Origin of the sequence: Kouleothrix sp. (genome assembly GCF_046328425.1) — a bacterium.
In the GTDB taxonomy this organism is placed as follows: domain Bacteria; phylum Chloroflexota; class Chloroflexia; order Chloroflexales; family Roseiflexaceae; genus Kouleothrix.
Genome location: NZ_JAXLWP010000003.1, coordinates 719445 through 740785, shown reverse-complemented (window position 1 = coordinate 740785; position 21341 = coordinate 719445). Strand labels below are relative to the sequence as shown.

17 protein-coding genes and 1 riboswitch are annotated in these 21341 nt (G+C 68.1%); of the genes, 6 read left to right on the top strand and 11 right to left on the bottom strand.

Annotation, left to right across the window (positions count from 1 at the left end):
• Positions 1-136: 136 nt before the first annotated feature.
• From U0177_RS02765 to U0177_RS02755, 3 genes are all read right to left on the bottom strand, one after another.
• Positions 137-505: a roadblock/LC7 domain-containing protein gene (locus tag U0177_RS02765; protein WP_409569051.1), complete on the bottom strand. Its 369-nt coding sequence runs from the start codon at positions 503-505 to the stop codon at positions 137-139.
• Positions 506-725: 220 nt separating this feature from the next.
• Positions 726-2003 (bottom strand): extracellular solute-binding protein, encoded by a 1278-nt coding sequence (locus tag U0177_RS02760; RefSeq protein ID WP_409569050.1) that lies wholly within the window; start codon positions 2001-2003, stop codon positions 726-728.
• A 391-nt stretch (positions 2004-2394) separates the two neighbouring features.
• Positions 2395-3330, bottom strand: coding sequence for a N(4)-(beta-N-acetylglucosaminyl)-L-asparaginase (locus tag U0177_RS02755; protein WP_409569049.1), 936 nt, complete (start codon positions 3328-3330; stop codon positions 2395-2397).
• A gap of 374 nt (positions 3331-3704) precedes the next feature.
• On the opposite strand from U0177_RS02755, the gene U0177_RS02750 reads away from it, so the two are divergent.
• Positions 3705-4298 carry a TetR family transcriptional regulator C-terminal domain-containing protein gene (locus tag U0177_RS02750; protein WP_409569048.1) on the top strand — a complete coding sequence of 198 codons (594 nt, stop codon included), beginning with the start codon at positions 3705-3707 and terminating at the stop codon, positions 4296-4298.
• Positions 4299-4421: 123 nt separating this feature from the next.
• Positions 4422-4982 (top strand): N-acetyltransferase family protein, encoded by a 561-nt coding sequence (locus tag U0177_RS02745; protein WP_409569047.1) that lies wholly within the window; start codon positions 4422-4424, stop codon positions 4980-4982.
• Between the two features lie 209 nt (positions 4983-5191).
• Here the strand turns inward: U0177_RS02745 and U0177_RS02740 are convergent, their stop codons facing one another.
• The 3 genes from U0177_RS02740 to fabF all read right to left on the bottom strand — a co-directional run bounded on the left by U0177_RS02740 (position 5192) and on the right by fabF (position 8357).
• The gene (locus tag U0177_RS02740; RefSeq protein WP_409569046.1) at positions 5192-6343 is read right to left on the bottom strand and encodes a hypothetical protein; all 1152 of its coding nucleotides are present in this window, start codon (positions 6341-6343) and stop codon (positions 5192-5194) included.
• 148 nt (positions 6344-6491) lie between these two features.
• The gene (locus U0177_RS02735) at positions 6492-7037 is read right to left on the bottom strand and encodes a hypothetical protein (protein ID WP_409569045.1); all 546 of its coding nucleotides are present in this window, start codon (positions 7035-7037) and stop codon (positions 6492-6494) included.
• 66 nt (positions 7038-7103) lie between these two features.
• Positions 7104-8357: a beta-ketoacyl-ACP synthase II gene (gene fabF, locus U0177_RS02730; protein ID WP_409569044.1), complete on the bottom strand. Its 1254-nt coding sequence runs from the start codon at positions 8355-8357 to the stop codon at positions 7104-7106.
• 255 nt (positions 8358-8612) lie between these two features.
• A riboswitch (TPP riboswitch) is annotated at positions 8613-8727 on the top strand.
• Positions 8728-8804: 77 nt separating this feature from the next.
• On the opposite strand from fabF, the gene U0177_RS02725 reads away from it, so the two are divergent.
• Together U0177_RS02725 and U0177_RS02720 are read left to right on the top strand one after the other, a co-directional pair.
• Positions 8805-9914, top strand: a complete 1110-nt coding sequence (locus U0177_RS02725) for a thiamine ABC transporter substrate binding subunit (protein WP_409569043.1) — start codon at positions 8805-8807, stop codon at positions 9912-9914.
• Positions 9915-9967: 53 nt separating this feature from the next.
• Positions 9968-10324, top strand: coding sequence for a hypothetical protein (locus tag U0177_RS02720; RefSeq protein ID WP_409569042.1), 357 nt, complete (start codon positions 9968-9970; stop codon positions 10322-10324).
• Between the two features lie 82 nt (positions 10325-10406).
• On the opposite strand, the gene U0177_RS02715 is transcribed toward U0177_RS02720, so the two are convergent.
• The 5 genes from U0177_RS02715 to U0177_RS02695 all read right to left on the bottom strand — a co-directional run bounded on the left by U0177_RS02715 (position 10407) and on the right by U0177_RS02695 (position 17889).
• The gene (locus U0177_RS02715) at positions 10407-11159 is read right to left on the bottom strand and encodes a hypothetical protein (RefSeq protein WP_409569041.1); all 753 of its coding nucleotides are present in this window, start codon (positions 11157-11159) and stop codon (positions 10407-10409) included.
• A gap of 8 nt (positions 11160-11167) precedes the next feature.
• Positions 11168-12016, bottom strand: a complete 849-nt coding sequence (locus U0177_RS02710) for a DUF1444 family protein (RefSeq protein ID WP_409569040.1) — start codon at positions 12014-12016, stop codon at positions 11168-11170.
• A 238-nt stretch (positions 12017-12254) separates the two neighbouring features.
• A complete protein-coding gene (gene purL / locus U0177_RS02705; protein WP_409569039.1) occupies positions 12255-15227 on the bottom strand; it encodes a phosphoribosylformylglycinamidine synthase subunit PurL in 2973 nt (990 codons plus the stop codon).
• Between the two features lie 12 nt (positions 15228-15239).
• Positions 15240-16001, bottom strand: a complete 762-nt coding sequence (locus U0177_RS02700; protein ID WP_409569038.1) for an SDR family NAD(P)-dependent oxidoreductase — start codon at positions 15999-16001, stop codon at positions 15240-15242.
• Positions 16002-16605: 604 nt separating this feature from the next.
• Positions 16606-17889, bottom strand: coding sequence for a DNA double-strand break repair nuclease NurA (locus tag U0177_RS02695; protein ID WP_409569037.1), 1284 nt, complete (start codon positions 17887-17889; stop codon positions 16606-16608).
• 269 nt (positions 17890-18158) lie between these two features.
• On the opposite strand from U0177_RS02695, the gene fsa reads away from it, so the two are divergent.
• Together fsa and tkt are read left to right on the top strand one after the other, a co-directional pair.
• The gene (fsa, locus tag U0177_RS02690) at positions 18159-18806 is read left to right on the top strand and encodes a fructose-6-phosphate aldolase (protein WP_409569036.1); all 648 of its coding nucleotides are present in this window, start codon (positions 18159-18161) and stop codon (positions 18804-18806) included.
• Between the two features lie 99 nt (positions 18807-18905).
• Positions 18906-20978 carry a transketolase gene (tkt, locus tag U0177_RS02685; protein WP_409569035.1) on the top strand — a complete coding sequence of 691 codons (2073 nt, stop codon included), beginning with the start codon at positions 18906-18908 and terminating at the stop codon, positions 20976-20978.
• The last annotated feature ends 363 nt before the right edge of the window (positions 20979-21341 follow it).

Genomic DNA, 21341 nt, shown 5'->3' with positions numbered 1-21341 from the left:
TCCCCTGACAGGGGAGGGGTAGGGGGAGGGGTCGAAAGACGTTGCACGAGCCCTGGGCAGCCTGGCAGGGCTCGCGCAGCAAAAAAGGCCAGATGGCTAACCACCTGACCTTGTTGCGCTTTGGGGAGGGAAAAAGCTAGACGAGGTTACTCAGCTCGTTGGCGGTGCGCTTCATCTCGAGAAACACCAGGCCAAGCTTGGCGCGGCTGAGCGCCAGGGCCGTCAGCACGGCCTCTTCACCGATCGACACCAGCACCACGTAGCCGTCTTCGCCGCGCACGAACACCTGATCGAGCTGGCCGCGCTTAAGCTCGTTGGCGATCCGGTCGCCCAGCGAAAGCATTGCCGCGCTCATGGCCGACACGCGATCTTCTTCGACATCGGCAGGAAGCTGTGAAGCCATAATCAAGCCGTCGACGCTCACGACGGCGGATGCTTCAATATCGGGCGTATTCATCTGCAAGGCCTTCAGATGCCGTACCATTTCTTCGGTTCTGCTAGCCATTCAGATCCTCCTCAAAGGGCGTCAACGCAACCAGGGATGTATGCGACAGGCTACTACCGTTTGCCGAAGCTGCAATAAATAGCGCGTCCCAAGCCATAACTGAACCCCATTCTACTACACTTTTTGACAGAGAGCAACTAGGCAAGTCGTAGGGAAGCCTGATCTGCTCATATATTGTCACCATTCCGCAACAGCTGTTTACCTGGTTTTTACATAATTTTCAGGGCTTTGGCGTGCCAATCTGATCGCGTAAGCGCGTGGCGGCGTCGGTCACCGCGTCGGCGGGGCTGGCGTCGCCGCGCAGCACCTGGCGCTGCATCTGCGCCAGCTCGCGGCGCACCAGATCGCGCGCCGGGCCGTTGGGCACGGGCAGGCCCTGGCGCGCTTCGTCGCGGAAAACCTCGGCGGCCAGCTGCTGCCCGGCGTCGAGGCCAAGCGTATCGAGCTGCAGGTCGGCGCGCGCGGGCTCGACATCGCCGCGCAGCAGATCGGCCTGGGCCTCGGGGCCGACCATGAAAGCCAGGAACGCCAGCGCGGCCTGGCGCTCGGCGGCGGTAGCGCGGCTGTTGATCGCCAGCACGTCGCTGCGGACATACGGCTGGGGCGGCTGGTTGGTGGCGGCCAGGCGCGGCAGGCGGGCCACGCCCATGTTCTCGCCCCACAGGCTGCGGTAGAAGCCAAGCTGGTGCGCCCAGTCGAAGGTGATCAGCACGCGCCCGCCTTTTACGGCGCGGTCGATCTCGATGCTGCCGTCGGCGCGGGCCAGCAGCTGGCGGTCGTCGCTCAGCTGCTTCAGCCAGCCCAGCCAGCGCTCGGCACCGGCGCGCCCGGCATCGGCCAGCACCAGCGTGCCAGCGTCGTCGAACACGCGCCCGCCGGCGGCGTACAGGTAGCCAATCGTATTATCGAGCGAGAGGTTGAAGGCTAGCCCCCAGCGCGGCGCGCTCGGGTCGCCCAGGCCGCGCGCGTTGCTGATCAGCGTGTCGGTGTCGTCGGGCGGGCGCAGCAGATTGCGCTTGTCGTAGAATAGCGCGAGCGTATCGATGCTGATCGGCAGGCCATACAGTCGCGCCGTGCCGTCGGGGCCGCGCGCCTGGGCGCCGCCCAGCGCGGATGGCAGCAGCGCCTGGCGCTCGGCGGCGGGCACCAGGTCGTCGAGCGGCAGCAGCGCATTCTGCTCGGCCAGGCTGCCGACCCACGAGTTGGGCATCAGCACGATATGCGGGCCGCCGCCGGCCGCGAGCGCGGCGCGCAGGTCGGATTCGAAGCTGGCCAGCGGGATCGACTGGAGGATGATCCGGCCATCGGGGTGCTGCTGGTTGAAGCGATCGACGAGGCGGCTGAGCGGCTGGCGCGCGCTGGCCGGCCAGCCGTTCCACAGCACCAGCGTGCCGCCGGCCGGGGCGGGCGCGGTTGGCGTGGCCGCCGGTGGCGCCGCGCCGGCGCTGCAGCCGGCCAGCACAAGCAGCAGCGCAACGGCGCATACCCAACGAATCATCGCAGGCCGCGGTATCAAACCCGCTCGCTTTCAAAACACATCTATGCCCGCCGGCCACACCACAGCCATAGAAAAGAGCAGCCCACGACGAGCGTGGCACTGCTCGACCGCGGTGTTCCCGCGCTCCCGGCGATTCTGAATCTTGCGCCAGATTATAGCACGCCGGCCAAGCGCGGTGCAAGGCGATGCCTCGGCGCGCCAGGGCTCTCGCAACGTCGGCCCTCACCCCCTTCCCCCTCTCCCGCGCGCGGGAGAGGGGGAAGGGGTGCGGTCGCGGCGGCGACCGCACCTCACAGCCAGATGTGTTTCCCCCTCCCCTGACAGGGGAGGGGGTAGGGGAAGGGGTCGAAAGACTTTGTACGAGCCCTGCTCGGCGCGCTGGCGGTTTGTGCTACACCTGCGTGCCGAGCACCAGGCGCGGCAGCTGCGCGGGGGCGGCCATGCCATCGGCCTGGTAGACGTAGCTACGGCCCGGCGAGGTGCTGACGCCGCAGTGGCGGCCGTGGCGATCGAGTGCGACCATGCTCATGATGCACTGCTCGGGCGGCAGCCCCAGGGCGCCAAGATCGCGAAACGCCTCGCGGCAGGCGTCTTCGAGGGCGTAGCCGGCCTTGAGGTACAGCACCACGCTGTGCGCGGTACCTGCGCGCATGGCCAGCTCGCCCCAGCCGGTGCAGGCCGCCGCGCCGTAGCGGTCGTCGGCGTAGTTGCCCGCGCCGATGATCGGCGAGTCGCCGAGGCGGCCGGGGTACTTCCAGGCCCAGCCGCTGGTGCTCACGGCCGAGGCGATGTGGCCGGCCGCGTCCTGGGCGATGAAGTTCACCGTGCCGGCCACGCGCTCGGGGTCGGTGGCGAGCCGGGTGGCGCGCGCGAGCATGCGCTCCATGATCTGGCCCTGCGCGTCGCGGAACTCGTCGGGCAGCCGCCCGGCCAGGCCCGCGCGCCACGCCTGCTCGGCCGGAGCGGTGAGCAGGTTCTCGGCGGCCATGCCTAGCTCGGCGGCGAAGCGCGCCGCGCCCTCGCCCACCAGCAGCACGTGCGGCAGCTGCTCGAGCACCTGGCGCGCCACGCTGATCGGGTGGCGGAAGCCGCGCAGCGCGCCCACCGCGCCAGCGCGCAGCCGCGCGCCGTCCATGATCGACGCGTCGAGCTCGACCTCGCCGAGCAGGTTTGGGTAGCCGCCATAGCCCACGCTGTGGTCGTCGGGGTTGGCCTCGACCGGGCGCGTAGCAGCCTCGACGGCGTCGAGCGCCGAGCCGCCGGCCTGCAGCACGGCCCAGCCTGCGGCCATGCCAACCTCGCCATTGGCCGATGCGATCAGGATCATGGTGCAATACCTTTCCAATACGGTGAGCGTAGACATTTGCACAAAGACACAAGGTCTCGCAGGCGCGCTGCAGCCGCTGGCTGCAACCTCATACCGTGAGGAAGCCGAATCACGCAAGTGCGTAACTCGTATCTGGAAAAGAGCGCCGCCGCACGCTTCGCGCCAGTGGCGGATGCCCCGTGGCGCGCCGGCAGGTGCCGCGCCACCCTGAGGCATGCGCGCCGGGCATTGCCGCTGGCACGGCCTGGCTTCATCCGCAAACCGCCGCAGCCCGCCGCACGGTGCAGCTACGCTCGGCCCAACGGACGATTGACCGGTGCCGGATATTCTACTATACTTCTTCCAGACCGATCGGTTTGGAAAGGTGGCGATGCATGAGCAAAGGCGAGCAGACCCGCGAGATGATTGTGGCGCGCGCGGCGCCGCTGTTCAACCGGCAGGGCTACGCCGGCGCCTCGATGGCCGACATTATGCGCGCCACCGGGCTGGAGAAGGGCGGGATCTACAACCACTTCGCCAGCAAGAACGACCTGGCGCTGGCCGCGTTCGACTACTCGATCGGGCTGGTGAAGCAGCGGTTCGCGCGCGCGCTGGACGGCAAGCGACACGCGATCGACCGGCTGCACGCGATCATCGCGGTGTTCCGCGAGATGATCGACGACCCGATCGTGCCAGGCGGCTGCCCGGTGATGAACACGGCGATCGAGGCCGACGATACCCACCCCGAGCTGAGCGCGCACGCCCGCCTGGCCATGAGCGACTGGTTCGCGATGACCCGCCGCGTGGTGGCGAAGGGCGTGGAGCGCGGCGAGCTGCGCGCCGGCGCCGAGCCCGAAGCGGTGGCCACGCTGATGATCAGCACGCTCGAAGGCGCGATCATGCTCAGCCGCCTGTACGGCGACCCGGCGCATATCCACCGCGCAATCGCGCACCTGGAGTGGTATATCGACAGCGCGCTCAAAGCCTGAGCACCGGAAGGGCTCCGCCTCTTCAAACCAGCCTTTTCACACCGCCGCCGAGCACGGCCGGTGGCTAGCCGGGCTTTTTTTGGCACAAAACCGACCGATTGGTCGGAAAAAGGGAGGCACGCAATGCTGAGCGGAACTACGGCCACGATCGACGGCCTGGCGCTGGGCGGCCAGCGGCTTGCGACCAGCCGCCAGCGCGAGATCACGGTGCGCTACGGGGCGCCGGCCGACGCCGATATGCTGGTGAGCATGTACCGGCAGCTGTCCGAGCGTACGATCCGGCTGCGCTTTGGCGGGCCGCGCCCAGCCCTGGCCGACGCGGCGCTGCGCGACGAGATGGCCGGTGTGCTGGCGGGCTGCGTGGCGCTGGTTGGCACCGCCGGCGTGCGGGGCCAGCGCAGCGCGGTGGCGCTGGCGCAGCTGGTGCAGCTGCCGCACGAGCCGGCCAGCGCCGAGGTGGCGCTGGTTGTGCGCGACGACTACCAGCGCGAAGGGATCGGGCGCATGCTCGGGCGCATGCTGGGCGACGTGGCGAGCGCGCGCGGGGTGCGCTGGCTGCGCGCCTATACGCTGGCCGAAAACCAGGCGGTGATGCGGCTGATCCGCAGCCTAGGGGTGCCCTACACCGCCGAGACACGCCGCGGCGAAACAACGGTGCTGCTGACGCTGCGGCAGGAAGCCTGATAGAGCGAGCGCGAGCATCCACAGGTCGCACAGCTGATGCTCGTGTCTACAGCAACGATTGGCGTGGACTGTTCAACCCGTATCTGATCGCTCTATGAAAGCCTGTTTGAAAAGGGCAGTGCGAGGGGCATAGCCCCTCGCGCTGCCCTTCTGGCTGGGCCACATTCGTGGCCGCCACCCTTTCAGACAGCTTCTGAGGAGCGTCGCGCTCAGCGCAGCGCCAGCGGCAGGTAGCTCAGCGCGAACTCGGCAGTCGTTTCGGCCACCGCCAGCCGAACATCGCTCAGCGGCAGGCCCAGCACTGTGCCGCTGGCGCTGAAGCCCACGCCCTCTTCAAGAAAGCTCAGCGAGCCGTCGGGGAACGCGCGCGCGCCGCTAGTGAACTGCCCGGCCGGCACCGTAATCGTTAGATCCAGCAGGTCGCCCGGCGCGCTGGCGCCAGCGGCGACGTGCCAGCCCCGGCCGGTGTAGCGCACCGCCGTGCTGCCCAGCGCCGGCACCGGCTGCCAGAGCGTCTCGGCCACCGCCAGCGGCGCGGCCACGCTGCTCGCCTCGGTATACGAAGACGCCTGCCAGCCCGCGCCCGTGCCGGTTGCGATCGTCACATCCCAAAACGTGCCGCCCGACACGATCCGCCAGGCGCTGACCCACACCGGCTGGGTGCCGCTTTTGCTGGTGATGCTGCCGGCCACCACAAACCAGTGGTGGTCGTAGTCGCCGCCTGGCACGTTCGAGAAGCTCTTGGGGCGCAGGCCCTGCATATCGACGCGGGCCACGCCGCGCGCCACGCCGCCGATCTCGACCGACGCCCAATCGGCGTAGTAGTCGGACTCGACGGTAAAGCCAAGCACCTGGCCGACGTCGATCAGGCCGTCGCCGCCCTCGGCGATCAGGCCGCCTTGGGGGCGCAGCAGCACGTCGGCCAAGTTCAGCTCGGGCGAGGTGACGCTGATGCGATACGCCTGCGCCGCCGCATCGTAGCGCGCGGTCGCGCTGGCGGCATTGCCATTGGCCTGGAAGCTATACGTGCCGGTGGCGCCATCGTAGCCGAGCGTGCCAGGGTACACATTGGTGCCGAAGTCGCTGCCGGTAAAGCTCTGGCGCATCACCAGCAGCTCGGGCACGCGGCCGGGCAGTAGCGCAGTCGGGCGCGAAAGCGACACGATAAAGCCGTAGTCGTCGGCGCCGGCGGTGATCCGCCCGGCGATGTAGCGCCATTCGAACAGCACATTTGCGTTCGGCTGCCAGGCCTGCGCGCGGGTTGGGGCGGCGGCCAGCGCGGGCGCGGCGGGCAGCCAGGCATGGCCAGCTACCGCCGCCAGCATGCCGCCGGCCGCTGTCAGAAATCTTCGTCGTCGCACGAGCAATCCATCCTTTCTGCTCTGCCGGAGGCAGCACGAGCTTGCCCTTTGGTATGCAGCGAAGCTGGCGCAACACGCAGCCTTCCGAGCAGCATACGCGAAAAGGAGCGCTCCGCCGAGGGCTAAAACGCGCACCGCGCAAGCCCTATCACTGAGGAGATCGTTCGGGCGAGGCGAAGAGATGCGGGGCAAAGCGCCGCAGATCCTGATCGAGCTGCGAGCCGCGCGTATAGCCGAACAGCCGCAGCGGCACGGCGCGCCCGGCCGCCGGGCCATCGCCAGCGCGCACGCGCGCCGAGCGCGTGTGCAGGTCGACGTTGGCCGGCCGGCTCAGCACCAGCCGTGGCGCCAGCGGCTCGTCGACGAGCCGCTCGACATTTTCCCACGAGGTGCGCAGCGACAGGTTGGGCGTGTGGTACTCGAGGCCGCTGGCTGCCAGCACCAGCGAGGTGCGCCGCGCCAGGTACGAGATGTACGATACTGCCAGCAGGAAGAACAGCACAATCGGCAGCGCGCAGAACACCGTCGAGAGCAGCGAGCGTGTCGAGAAGTAGGCGAAGACCACGGCCAGCGCGCCGAATAGTACAATCAGCGACAGCGCCACGCCGCGCAGTGCGGCGCTGGGCCGGTAGGTGTGCCGCTCGGCGGTGCGGGCGCGCGGCTGGCCGCGCCGTGGTTGGCTTTTCGCTGGCATAGCTATCTCTATGGTACTCAGCTATCTGCGTGTGGGTTTCCGCGCTCCGTGCGGAAACACCGCACATCATCCCTCAAAGCGGCGCACCAGCACCACCGCGTTCTGGCCGCCAAAGCCGAACGCGTTGGCGATCGCCACGCGCACATCCTGCTGGCGCGCCACGTTCGGCACATAATCGAGATCGCACTCGGGGTCGCGCTGGGCGTAGTTGATCGTCGGCGGCACCATGCCGGTTTCGACGCTTTTGACGCAGCCGATCACCGCCAGCGCGCCGGCGGCGCCGGCGGTGTGGCCGATCATCGACTTGATGCCGCTGACGGTCACGCTGTAGGCGTGGCCGCCGAGCGCGCGTTTGATCGCCGCAGTCTCGGCCGCGTCGTTGAGCGGCGTGCCGGTGCCGTGGGCGCTAACGTGGTCGACATCCTCAGGCCGCAGCTCGGCGTCTTCGATCGCGCGGCTGATCGCCAGCGCGGCGTACTCGCCGCCGGGCGCGGGCGCCGTGAGGTGAAAGGCATCCTCGGTGGCGCCGAAGCCGGCCAGCTCGGCATAGATCCGCGCGCCGCGCGCCTGCGCGTGCTCGAGCTGCTCGATCACCAGCACGCCACAGGCCTCGCCGCCAGCGGTGCCCTGGCGCCGCGCGTCGAACGGCCGCACCGCGGCCGATGGGTCGTCGCCGGGCGGTGCAATCGCGCCGATCACGCCGAAGGCCATGGCGTTCAGCGCCGTGACGCCCGCGTCGGTGCCGCCGCAGATCGCCACCAGCGCATCGCCACGGTGAACCGCGCGCGCGGCCTCGCCGATCGCGTAGGTGCCGGTGGCGCAGGCCAGCACCGGCGCAGTGGTGGGGCCGTGCAGGCCGTAGGCGATCGCCACCTGGCAGGCGGCCATGTTGTAGATAAATGTCGGCAGGTAGAAGGCGTCGACGCGCTTGCGGCCCTTGGCCACAAACGCCTGGATCTGCTCTTCGACATTGGCGGTGCCGCCGAGCGAGGTGCCAATATCGACGGCCACGCGCGACCGGTCGAGGCGCTCGAGATCCAGCCCGCTGTCGCGCAGCGCCTCGCCGGCGGCGGCCACCGCAAACTGGGCGAAGCGAGCCATGCGCCGGGCGGCCTTGGCGTCCATATACTCGCGCGGCTCGAAGTCGCGCACCTCGGCGGCAATCACATACGGGAAGTCGGCGATGTCGTAGCGCGTAGCCAGGCGCACGCCCGAGCGGCCGGCCAGCATGCCATCCCAAAATGCCGGCACGCTGTTGCCAAGCGGGGTGATCGCGCCCATGCCGGTGACGACGACACGGTGTGTCGGGTTGGTTTTCATGCGGGTACTCCGTGCTGTTGTGCACGGCAATAATACCATATGCTGGCGCGGGCGTGGTTCGGCAAGCTGCCTCAAGGCTCGTGCAACGTCTTTCGGCCCCTCCCCCGCCAGGGGAGGGAGGTAAGGACGTTGCACGAGCCCCGCAAGCTGCCTGCACAGCCTTGACAGGCGCGTGGCCGCGTGGTATCGTTGCGCCTGATTTAACACGTGCGTTACGTGGCCGCCTGCGGTACAGGCAGCGCGCGTGGCAAAACTGAAGATTGCTAGGGGAGCCAGGTGAGCCTGGCTGAGAGCGCGGCCCAACCGATGCCGCTGACCCTTCGAACCTGACCTGGGTTATGCCAGCGTAGGGAAGCTCCAGCGCGATACAGATCGCTGACCTCCCTGGTCAGCGATTTTTTGTTGTGGTTGGCGCCGGAGGGCGCCCGTATGGTTGAAGGAGACGCTATGTATCGACGTATACTCGCCGCGCTGGCACTGGCCGGGCTGCTGGCCGCATGCGGCAGCCAGGCGGCCGCGCCGCTGCCGACTGCCGCCCCGGCCGCGCCACAGCCAACTGCCGCCCCGGCCGCGCCAGCCGGCGCGCGCACGCTCACGCTGATGGCCCACGACAGCTTCAGCGTGAGCGAAGACGTGCTCAAGGCCTTTGAGCAGCAGAACAACGTGAAGGTCGAGGTGCTCAAATCCGGCGACGCCGGGCAGGCGCTGAACAAAGCCACGCTCAGCGCCGGCAGCCCGCTCGCCGACGTGTTCTTCGGCGTCGACAACACCTTCCTGACGCGCGCGCTCAAGGCCGGCATCTTCGAGCCATACAACGCCGCGGCGCTCGCCAGCATCCCGGCCGAGTACAAGCTCGACCCGAGCAACAGCCTGGTGCCGATCGACTACGGCTACGTATCGGTGAACTACGACAAAGCCTACCTGGCCCAGAACAAGCTCGCGCCGCCGGCCACGCTCGAAGACCTGGCCAAGCCCGAGTGGAAGGGCAAGCTGGTTGTCGAGAACGCGGCGACTTCGTCGCCTGGCCTGGCGTTCATGCTCGCGACGATCGGCCACTTCGGCGCCAGCGGCAGCTACACCTGGCTCGACTACTGGAAGGCGCTGCGCGCCAACGACGTGTTGGTCGTCGATGGCTGGAGCGACGCCTACAACACCCAGTTCAGCGGCTCAAGCGGCAAAGGCCCGCGCCCGCTGGTGGTGTCGTACGCCAGCAGCCCGCCGGCCGAAGTGTTCTTCAGCGAGGGCAAGCTCACCGACGCGCCGACAGGCGTAATGGCCGGCGGCAGCTTCCTGCAGGTCGAGTTCGCCGGTATTCTCAAGGGCACGAAAAACCGCGACCTGGCCGAGAAGCTGATCGACTTCATGCTTGGCAAGCGCTTCCAGGAAGACATGCCGCTGCAGATGTTCGTGTACCCGGTGGTGCCCGGCAGCGCGCTGCCCGACCTGTTCACCAAATTCGCGGCAGTGCCGGCCGAGCCGGTGCGCGTCGCGCCCGAGCAGATCGACCAGAACCGCGAGCAGTGGGTCGACGCCTGGACGAAAACCGTGCTGCGCTAGCGGCACGGTTCTTGCACCAGCAAAGCCGGCTATAGCGAATGATGGAGGCGACAATGGACGAGAACGGCTATGGGAAATACGTGGCGCTGGCGTTCGCGCTGATTCTGGCGGGCTTCGGCATTACCCGGCTGCTGCAGCGCCAGCGCAAGCCGCGCAGCTTCCGCGACGACCCGATCGGCGCGCTGAAGGATCGCAGCGAGATTGTGGCCAACAAAGCCCAGATCGCCAGCGAAGAGGCGCTCACGCGCATTCAGGCGACGCTGGAAGAGATCCGCGACCGCTTGCCCGAGGTCAGCAACAAGCAGATTCAGCGCGGGCGAAAAGACCTGACCAAGCGGATCAACGATCTAACCGGCCAGGCCCAGGATCTTGTGAAGGAGCTACGCGGCAACAGCGTGTTCAGCCGCTAGCGCCTGGCACAGCCAACCGAGAACCAAAACCGCGAAGCGTCGAGCTTCGCGGTTTTGGTTTGCAGGCCGCGTTTCTGCGCAGCTAGATCGTCTGCCGCCAGTCGGCCGGGCGCTCGAGCGAGCCAGCGATAATATGCGCGCCCGAGAACACCAGGCCGAGCGTGCCGAGCAGGCCGATCGCGCCGGCCCACGACTGCGCCTGGAGCAGCAGCGCGGTGTACAGCGGCGCGCCGAGCAGGCCGTGCACCAGCAGGCTCAGCGCCAGCGGGATGGGCAGCACGATCCACAGCAGGCTGGTGATCGAGTAGCGCCGCGTCAGCAGCAGCGCCGCCAGCACGCCCAACGACACCAGGCCATTCATCAGCGCCGAGAGCAGCAGCTGCGGCACGCCCAGCGGCAGCAGCGAGTCGCCGTTGAACAGCAGCCAGCCCTGGCGCTGCACCACAATATCGACCATCAGGTGGTAGACCACAAACAGCGTGAATGTGAGAATACTGGTGACATAGCCGGGGAACCACCAGCGATGCCGGTACAGATAGAACACCACCAGCGCCGGCAGCAGGCTCAGCCATGCGGCGGCGAACACGGCGCGCGGCAGCGAGTACTCTTGCAGGCGCGTCAGCGATTGCAGCCGCTCGTCGATGCCCAGCCGGTAGAGCGCCGGCAGCGTGGGGTTGTAGCTGAAGCGATACAGCGCCTGCCAGAACGGCGAAAGCAGCACCGCCAGGTGCGAGCCGAGCATGGCCACGGTGTAGTTGGGCGTGTGCTCGCGCACCCACAGGTAGATCGCCAGGCCATAAGCGACCAGTGTTAGAAGAATAACGCCAACTTCCATACCGCGTGTTACTCCCACCTATATTCCCGCACCACACCCTGCTCGAGTGTAAACAGCTGATCGGTAAGCCCATACTGGCGCTGGGCCGAATCGGCCTGCACCTGCGCGGCCACCGCGCGCAAGATCTCGGGGTTGGCATCGCTGAAGGCGATCAGGAAATCGCGATTGGGGATGCCGATCACCAGGTGGCCGGGCATCTCGCGCGCCCACTGCGCCAGCACATCGGCCAGCAGCAGCCGCGAGGCATCGTAGCCGTCGCCGCTGCTATAGATGAACAGCCGCTGGTCGCCCGCGCCGACGGTGGTGTACTTGACGTGCTCGTCGGTGCGGCGGCGCAGGTTCTCGATCGCCTGCGCGTGCAGATCTTGCACGCTCACGCCCCAGCGCTCGAGATGCTCGTCGTTGATATACGCGACGCTGCGGCCCTCGTCGATCACATAGGCGATCATCAGGTCGCCCAGGAACTCGCGGTAGGCCAGCATCGGCAGGCGGCGCTCGCGCACCTCGGCGAGCATCTCCAGCGGCTTGATCATCGGGTAGAGCCGCCCGGCCAGGCTCTGGTAGTCGCTGGCGCTGCGGTCGGGCTGGATGCCCAGCATTGTGCGCACGAACGTCTCGACCACCACATCGAGCTGGCCGGGGTCGCGCTGGTAGGCGCTGTAGAAGTTGCTCAGGTCAGCGGTCACGTCGGCGCCGCCGGCGCGCAGCCGCAGCTCCATGCCCGCGCGGTCGAGCAGCTCGATCTCGTCGTACAGCGACAGGCGCTGCTCCATATAGCCGGCGAACTGCTCGGCGCTCATGGGCGGCGCGCCGCCGTTGGCCCCCTGCCGCGGGCTATTGCCGTGCCCGTTGCTCATAGCATTCCTCTATGTTAGGACTTACGCAGTTGGCGTGCTCAGCCTTCGGCAGAGCGGTATTTTCCTATTGGACGTGTGCGGTTTTTCCGCGCTGCGCGCGGAAAAATCGCACACACGATGATCAACAAGTACCGTGCTGCCGCAGGCACCATGCACGGCTTCGGGAAGCCGAACTGCGCAACTGCGTAAGTCCTCTATGTAACGAAGATGGTACCGTAGGCAGGCGCGCCTGCAACTCCTACACCACTGCGGTTCCCTGCCAGGCGGCTTTGAGCTCGGCAAGCGGCGCGCGCAGCAGCTCGCCGCCCGCCACCCCGGCGATCACCAGCTCGGCGGCGGCGGTTGTGGCGCCCACCCGCGCGCACGGCAGCCCGGCCAGCGCGGCCTCGAACGCTGCCGCATCGCCGGGGCGCACCTCGGCCAGCAGGCGCGTGGGCGACTCGCCGAACAAAATCGTAGCGTCGTCGTGCAGGCCGGCAGGGCGCGGCACCGCCCGCAGATCGAGCCGCAGCCCAACCTCGCCGGCAAATGCCATCTCGGCGGCGGCCACGCCCAGCCCGCCCTCGCTGAGATCGTGGCAGGCGCGCACCAGGCCGCCTCGGATGGCGCCGTGAAGCGCCGCGAGCAGCCGCGGCGCAGTCGCCAGATCGACCATTGGAACCGCCGACTCCCGGTCGCTCGCGCCCCAGATCCCAGTTTCGACATCCAAAATATGCGCGCCAGCCAGCTCGTCGCGCGTCTCGCCCAGTAGGTACACGTAGCTGTCGGGCAATTTCAGATCCATCGTCACGGCCTGGCGTACGTCGGGCACGTGCGCCAGCGCGGTGATCAGCAGCGTCGGCGGGATAGGCGTGCGCTGGCCGTCGGCGCCGCGATACTCGTTGTTCAGCGAGTCTTTGCCCGAGACGAACGGCGCCCCATACGCCAGCGCGGCGTCGTGGCAGCCGGCCGCCGCGCGCACCAGGCCGGCCATCCGGTCGGGCTGGCGCGGGTCGCCCCAGCAGAAGTTGTCGAGGATCGCCGCGCGCGCCGGGTCGCCGCCCACCGCCACCACATTGCGCAGCGCCTCGTCGACGCAGGCCAGCGCCATCCAGTACGGGTCGATCGCGCCATAGCGCGGGTTGATGCCGCAGCCAAGCGCCACGCCAGCCGTGTCGGCGCGCAGTGGCTGAAGCACCGCCGCGTCGCCGGGGCCGTCGCAGCGCGCGCCGACCAGCGGCTTCACAACAGTGCCGCCGCGCACCTCGTGATCGTACGTGCGTACGATCGGCGCTTTCGAGGCGATGTTCGGGTGCGCCAGCAGCGCCTTCAGCGCTTCGCCAAAATTCTCTGGCGAAGAACCAGCAGCCGAGAGCCGCAAACCGGCACTATCTCCTGGTTCCTGACCCCTGGCTCCTGGCTCTCGCACGGTCGTCCAGAGCGCATCAAGCACGCGCTGCGGAATGCCCTTGTGCAAAAAGCGCATCGACAGGTCGACCACGCGCTCGCCACGGTGCGTGACGGTCAGGCGACCGTCGTCGGTGAACTGGCCGATCACCGTGGCCTCGACATCTTCAGCGGCGCAGAGCGCCAGCAGGGCGCCGAGGTGCTGCGGCGGCACCGCCAGCACCATGCGCTCCTGCGCCTCCGAGAGCCAAATCTCCCACGGCTGCAGGCCGGCATACTTCAGCGTCACGTCGTCGAGCGACACCCGCGCGCCGGTGTCGGCGCCAAGCTCGCCCACCGCCGACGAAAGCCCGCCCGCGCCGCAGTCGGTGATCGCGCTGTACAGGCCGGCGTCGCGCGCCTGCAGCAGCACGTCGAGCACTTTTTTCTCGGTGATCGGGTCGCCGATCTGCACCGCGCTGCCGACATCTTCGGCGGTGGTGTGCGTCAGCTCGGCCGAGGAGAACGTAGCGCCGTGGATGCCGTCGCGGCCGGTGCGCCCGCCCAGCACCACGATCGCGTCGCCCGGCTGCAGGTTGTGCGGGTTGCTGCCGCGCGGCGCCAGCCCAACCGTGCCGCAGAACACCAGCGGGGTGGCGATGTAGCCCTGGTCGTAGAGCACCGCGCCGTTGACGGTGGGGATACCCAGCTTGTTGCCGTAGTCGCGCACGCCCGCCACCACGCCGGCGGCCACGCGGCGCGGGTGCAGCACGCCGGGCGCAACCGCGCCCTCGGGCGTGCCAAGCGGGCCGAAGCAGAGCACGTCGGTGTTGGCGATCGGCAGCGCCGACACGCCCAGCACGTCGCGCACCACGCCGCCGACGCCGGTGTTGGCCCCGCCGAACGGCTCGAGCGCCGAGGGGTGGTTGTGCGTCTCGACCTTGATCGAGACCTCGTGGGCCTCGCCAAACGCAAGTATCCCGGCGTTGTCGACAAACGCCGAGAGCACCGAGAGCTGGCCGCTCTGGCGCTCGTTCTGCGCAAGCACCCGGTCCGTCGCGGCGATCAGAAACGTGCGGATCAGGCTGTCGATCTCGCAGTCCGCGCCGAGCATGCGATAGGCAGCGTAGCGCTCATCCAGCGGCTGCGCGCGGCTCTCGGCAGGTGGCTCGTGGTTCCTGTAGTGAACCCTGGCCTTGAAGGTCTTATGCGAGCAGTGCTCGCTCCAGGTCTGCGCCAGTGTCTCAAGCTCGCCGTCGGTGGGGGCGCGCTCTTCGGCGCGAAAGTACGCCTGGATCGCGCGCATCTCGGCCAGGTCGAGCGAGAGCACGCCCTCGCGGCTGATCTGCGCCAGCTCCTCGTCGCCGGCCGCGAGCAGCGGCACCCGCGCGATCTGCGGCGCGGCCTCGGCCGGCGGGCGCAGCAGATCGGCATAGAACGCCTGGCGCGCCGCGCGCGCGGCCGGGCCTGGCTCGGGCGCCAGCACCGTCTGGATCAGCGGGTTGTACAGCCCCGCGAGGGCGGCCGGCTCGCCGGCCCCAAGCGGAAAGCGCCGCAGCGTACGCACGGTACGCAGCCCGCCGACGCCGAGCCGGCGCGCGCCAATCAGCACGCTCTCGGCCTCGTTGTCGGTCACGCCGGGCTTGAACGCCACCTCGGCGCCAGGCGCGGCTTCGGCCAGGTCGGCCAGCCGGCACCACTCGGCCTGCTGCACCACCGCGTCGTGCAGCAGCTCGCGCGCCAGGCGCGCCACGTCGCTGTCGGCCAGCTCGCCGTCGAGCAGGTACAGATGCTGAGGCGCGCCGGCGCCGTGCCGCGCGCGCACACTGACGAGATACTGGCCCATTGATCTCCCTGGCTACTCAATTGTTAGTGCTTGGCCATTCACCGCGTCGCCCTCGGGGCCGGCCAGGCGCAGCGCCACTGCGGCCACCTCCTCGGGCGCGATCATGCGCTGCTGCCCGGCGAGCGCGAGCATGCTGGCGCGCGCGTCGGCCTCGGCGCGGCCGGTTTTGGCGACGATATTCGCCACGGCGTCGTGCACCATATCGGTCTCGACCCAGCCGGGGCAGATTGCATTGGCGCGCACCCCGGCGCGGCCAAGCTCCAGCGCCAGCGAGCGCGTCAGGCCAATCAGCGCGTGCTTCGAGGCGCTATACGCCGAGGAGTAGGCGATGCCGCTGAGGCCGGCGTACGAGGCGATATTGATGATCCGCCCCCATCCGCCCGCGATCATGTCCGGCACGGCGGCGCGGCAGCAGTAGAACGGGCCGGCGGCGTTCACGCGCATGATCCTGTCCCACGTCGCGTCGTCCATCTCGGCGAACTTGACGCTGGCGGTGATGCCGGCGTTGTTCACCAGGATGCTGATCGGGCCAAGCTGCGCGCGCGCCTCGGCAAACGCCCGGCCCACCGCCGCCGAGTCGGCCACGTCGCACGGCAGCGCCAGCGCCGCCACGCCATGCCCGGCCAGCTCGGCGCGGGTCGCGTCGAGCCGGGCGGCATCGCGCCCGGTGATCGCCACCGCCGCCCCCGCCTCGGCCAGCGCCAGCGCGATCGCGCGCCCGATCCCACGGCCGCCGCCAGTCACCAGCGCGACTTTCCCTGTCAGTATGCCCATTGGGGTGCCTCCATAGCTGTGCGCAGTCTACCGCAGGGTGTGCGGCTGGTCAAGCACGCCATGGCGGGGGTTCGGGGCGGCTTGGCCGCCCCGAAATGTTGTTAGGGCTTACGCGGTTGGCGCGCTCAGCCTTCGGCAGCGCGGTACTATCCTCGTGGAGTGTATGCGGTTGTTCTGCGCTCCGCGCGGAACAACCGCATACACAAGATGGAGAAGTACCATGCTGCCGCAGGCTGCAATCTCGCCGCTTGAGGAAGCCGAAGAGCGCAGGTGCGCAACTCCTAAAGTCATCAAACGGAGCTGATATGAAAAGAGCGCCGCCTGGGCCGCAGCGCCGGTGGTGCATGCCTCATACCAAATCCGGCTGATCGCTTGGATTATGGTGGTTTCGGCGGCTTCGCCGCCCCCGAAATCTTTTCTTATGGGCGCCCGGCTTTGCCGGGCGCCGCATAAGAAAACACAAGTAATCAAACGGAGTTGGTATCAGGCGGCCGAGGCACGTGCGGGTTGGCCCTGAGGCATAGCCGCAGGGCGCCGCTCGCTGGCGCCGGCTCGCTACAGCCAGCAGCCCGCTGGTGTTTCGTCGCGGCGGCGCAGCGCCCGGCTAGAGCGCCTGGCGCTCTTTGCTCTCGCGCTTGCGCGAGTCGCTGGCGGGCAGCTCGGCGCGCAGCAGGCTGCCCTCGACGATCCCCAGAAAGGCGCGCCGGTCGGCCGCGCGCACGATCGCCTGCTCGTGGGCGCGCGCCAGCGCCACCGGGTAGCCCTGGCCCTTCATGCACTGGTCGTACACCAGCGTATGCACCAGGTCGACCTGCGCGCGATCCTCGGCGACCCAGCGCGGCAGCTCGACGCGCGCCACCTCGCGGCCCACGCGCAGGTAGAAGAAGTGGATCAGGTGCTCGCCGTAGCACTCGACGTTGATCCGCGACATCGAGGCGAACAGCGGGCCGCGCTGGCCCTCGTCGAGCATATCGGCCAGAATATCGGCGTCGGTGAGCCCCTGGCAGGCCATGCACGAGGGCGTGCGGTTCGCCGCGGCGTCGCTGCAGGCGCTGCACTTGGCGCCGCGGCCCTGGGCCACGTCTACGTCGGGGCAGAACATTAGCCGGATGGTGCCGGCCACCTCGGGGGCGCGCGGCCGGCTGATATACGAGGCCACCGGCACGCCGCGCGCGCGCATTGCGTCGAGGTAGCGCAGGTACGGCTGCAAAAACGCGTCCTGCACGAACTTCTCGGCGCCGGCCAGCGTCCAGCGCACCAGCGTGCCATCCTGCAGCGCGATCGCCGGGATGCCCTCCGCCAGCTCGGGCGGATTCACGCGAATGGTGTCGAACGTCTCCTGCCGATATGCGCGCGGGCCGGGGCCATGCCTGGGCAGGAACTCGTCGGCCAGCTCGGCCAGCGCCAGCCCTTCTTCGATATCGCGCTTGGCGCTGAGGTAGTTGCCCTCGATCGGGATGCGCCGCACGCCGTCGGAGAGGTACAGGTCTTCGTCGCGGTAGTACAGCGAGGGCCGCGAGCTGAGCCGCGCGGCGGGGTGGGCGCCATAGCGCAGAAACACGCGCCCGATATTGATCACATAGCAGGCGGCCATGCCGTGGCGCTCGACATCGATCTGCGAGCCGTCGGTGGCCACCAGCGCGTAGTCGGCCGGGCGCGGCGGCAGATCGTGGGTGCGGTTCAGCGGCTCGAGCGGGCGCGCCAGCAGCCAGGCCGAGGTTTCGCGGCTCAGCTCGGCGGCCTGCGCCCACAGCGCGTGATCGTCGGCGCTCTCGAGGTAGCGGCCCAGCGCCAGCGCCTGGCGGCCGTGCTTGTCGCCGGCCTCGACGGCCAGCGAGCCGCTCATGGCGCGCACCTGGCGGCTGAGCGCCGAAAGATCAAGAGCCATCGCGGTTCCTTTACACTGATGCGGCGGCGCGTGCGTTTAGAATAGTACATCTGTTTTAGTATGTCAAGAATACCGCTGTTCGTACCACGGTGGTATACTTCACGTGAACCCATCATCAAGGCATAGTATATGCTGGCACTTCGGTGGGCCAGCCCGGCCAAAAGACGAGGAACAACATTCCCCTTTTGGAGATTTTATTCACAATCGCGCCGAGGTATAGTACTCGGTGCAAGCAGCATCTACCAATGCACAACAAAGGAGTTTGAGCGATGCAGATCTATCTCGACACTGCGAATATCAACGAGATTCGCGAGGCGGCCAGCTGGGGCATCCTGAGCGGCGTCACCACCAACCCGACCTTGATCGCCAAGGAGAAGGGCGCCGACTTCAAGAGCACGATCTCCGAGATCGCTACGCTGGTCGATGGCCCCATCAGCGCCGAGACGATCTCGCTCGACGCCGAGGGCATGCTGCGCGAGGGCCGCGAGTATGCGCAGTGGCACCCGAATGTCATCATCAAGGTGCCCAGCACCACCGAGGGCCTCAAGGCCGTGTATCAGCTGGCCAAAGACGGCATCCGCACCAACGTGACGCTGTGCTTCAATGCTGCACAGGCGCTGCTGGCCGCGCGCGCCGGCGCGTTTATCATCAGCCCGTTCGTCGGCCGCGTCGACGACACCGGCGCCGAGGGCATGACGCTCATCCGCGAGATCGCGCAGATCTACCGCACCGACCCGGAGATCAAGACGCTGGTTCTGTCGGCGTCGATCCGCCACCCGCGCCATATTATCGACTCGGCGCTGGCTGGGGCCGACATCGCCACCTGCCCGTTCAAGGTGCTGCAGCAGAGCATGAGGCATCCGCTCACCGACAAGGGCATCGATCAGTTCCTGGCCGATTGGAAGGCGCGACAGTAGCAGACGAAGGACGAAAGATGAAGGATGAAGGACGAAGGACGAACAGCTCTAGCGCTCGTCGTTCGTCTTTCGTCTTTCGTCATCTGAAAGGTTAGGAACATGACAGAGACATATACTGATCTCGATCAGCTGGCAGTCAATACCATCCGCATGCTTTCGATCGACGGCGTACAGAAGGCCAACTCGGGCCACCCCGGCCTGCCGCTGGGCGCGGCGCCCATGGCCTACGTGCTCTGGTCGCGCTTTCTGCGCTTCAACCCGGCCGAGCCACGCTGGCCCAACCGCGATCGCTTCATTCTCTCTGCCGGCCACGGCTCGATGCTGCTGTATAGCCTGCTGCACCTGGCTGGCTACGGTGTGTCGCTCGACGACCTCAAGCAGTTCCGCCAGTGGGGCTCGAACACCCCCGGCCACCCCGAGCTTGGCATGACGCCCGGCGTCGAGGTCAGCACCGGCCCGCTCGGCCAGGGCTTCGGCAATGGCGTGGGCATGGCCATGGCCGAGGCGTTTCTCGCGGCGGCCTACAGCCGCGGCGGCGATACGCCGATCGACCACTACACCTACGCGATCGTCTCCGACGGCGACCTGATGGAGGGCGTGGCCGCCGAGGCCGCCTCGCTCGCCGGCCACCTCAAGCTCGGCAAGCTGATCTACCTGTACGACGATAACCTGATCTCGCTCGATGGGCCAACCAACCTGGCCTTCACCGAGGATGTGCTCAAGCGCTTCGACGCCTACGGCTGGCAGACGCTGCGCGTGCACGACGGCAACGACCTGATCGAGATCGACGCGGCCATCCGCGAGGCCCAGGCCGACACCGAGCGCCCTTCGCTGATCGCGGTACGCACGATCATTGGCTTCGGCAGCCCCAAGGCCGGCACCAGCAAGGTGCACGGCGAGCCGCTCGGCGCCGAGGGCGTGCGCAAAACCAAAGAGTACTACGGCTGGGATCCCGACAAGCAGTTCGTGGTGCCGCCCGAGGCCCTCGCGCCGCTGCGCCAGGCCGGCGAGCGCGGCGCCAAGCTGCAGGCCGAGTGGCAGCAGCGCTTCGACGCCTACGCCGAGGCTAACCCGGCCGAAGGCCAGCAGCTCACACTGGCGTTCGCCGGCAAGCTCCCCGACGGCTGGCAGAGCGCGCTGCCGTCATTCCCGGCCGGCACCGAGCTGGCTACCCGCGAGGCCGCCGGCAGCGCGCTCGAGGCGCTGCGTGGCGTGGTGCCCTGGCTGTTTGGCGGATCGGCCGACCTTGCCGGATCGACCAAGACGCCTATGGTTACCAGTGGCAGCTTCCAGCCCGGCAGCTACGAGAGCAATGTCGTCTGGTTCGGCGTGCGCGAGCATGGCATGGGCGCGGCCCTGAACGGCATGGATGCCCACGGCGGCGTGCGCGCCTACGGCGGCACATTCCTGACTTTCTGCGACTATATGCGCGGCGCGATCCGCGTGGCCGCGCTCTCGCACCAGCCGATCACCTACGTGTTCACGCACGACAGCATTGGCCTCGGCGAGGACGGCCCGACCCACCAGCCGATCGAGCATTTCGCCGCGCTGCGCGCCATCCCCAACACCACCGTCATTCGCCCGGCCGATGCCAACGAGGCGAGCTTCGCCTGGCGCGCCGCGCTCGAAAATACCCGCGGGCCTACCGCGCTGATCCTCAGCCGCCAGAAGCTGCCAACCTTCGACCGTGCGACCACGGGCGCGGCCGAGGGCACGCTGCGCGGCGCGTATGTGCTGATCGACGCCGAAGGCGGCGCGCCCGAGCTGATCCTGCTGGCTACCGGCTCCGAGGTGGCGCTGGCGGTCGAGGCCCACGCCGAGCTGAAGAAGCAGGGCGTCGCCGCGCGCGTCGTGAGCTTCCCCAGCTGGGAGCTGTTCGCCGCACAATCGCAGGAGTATCGCGAAAGCGTGCTGCCGCCCGCCGTCGCCGCGCGCCTGTCGATCGAGGCCGGCGTGGGCCAGGGCTGGCATCGCTGGGTCGGCGAGCGCGGCGACGTCATGAGCGTCGAGACATTCGGCGCCTCGGCGCCGTACAAAGAGATCTACAAGCACTACGGGCTGACCGTCGGCGATGTCGTGGCGCGTGGCCTGAAGCTGCTCGGCCGCAGCGCGCCTGCCGGCGGCGGCGACAAGGTGCCCGGCCACGCCAGTGGCTCGGAAGGCCATTCGTAGGCGCCCGGCATTGCGGGGGGTTAGAAGGCAGCTGCCCCGCTGATCCCTTGTATGTGGCGGTTCGGGGGCGGCTTCGCCGCCCCCGAATTTCTTTTTGCTATGCCCTGCTTTGTAGTATCACATCCGGCTGATTACGTGCTGTATATAGGGCTCGGGGCGGCTTCGCCGCCCCGAATTCTTTGGTATGCCCGCCCGGCGAAGCCGGGCAGGGCATACCAAAAACAAGCGTCAAACGAAGTTGATATCAATATTGTCATTCAGTTGTCACCGGAAAACTATTCACAATCATAGGAACGATCGTACAATACAGCCCATAGGCACACCTGGCCTGGTATCATCGCGCCCGACGCCGCGAGCTTGCGC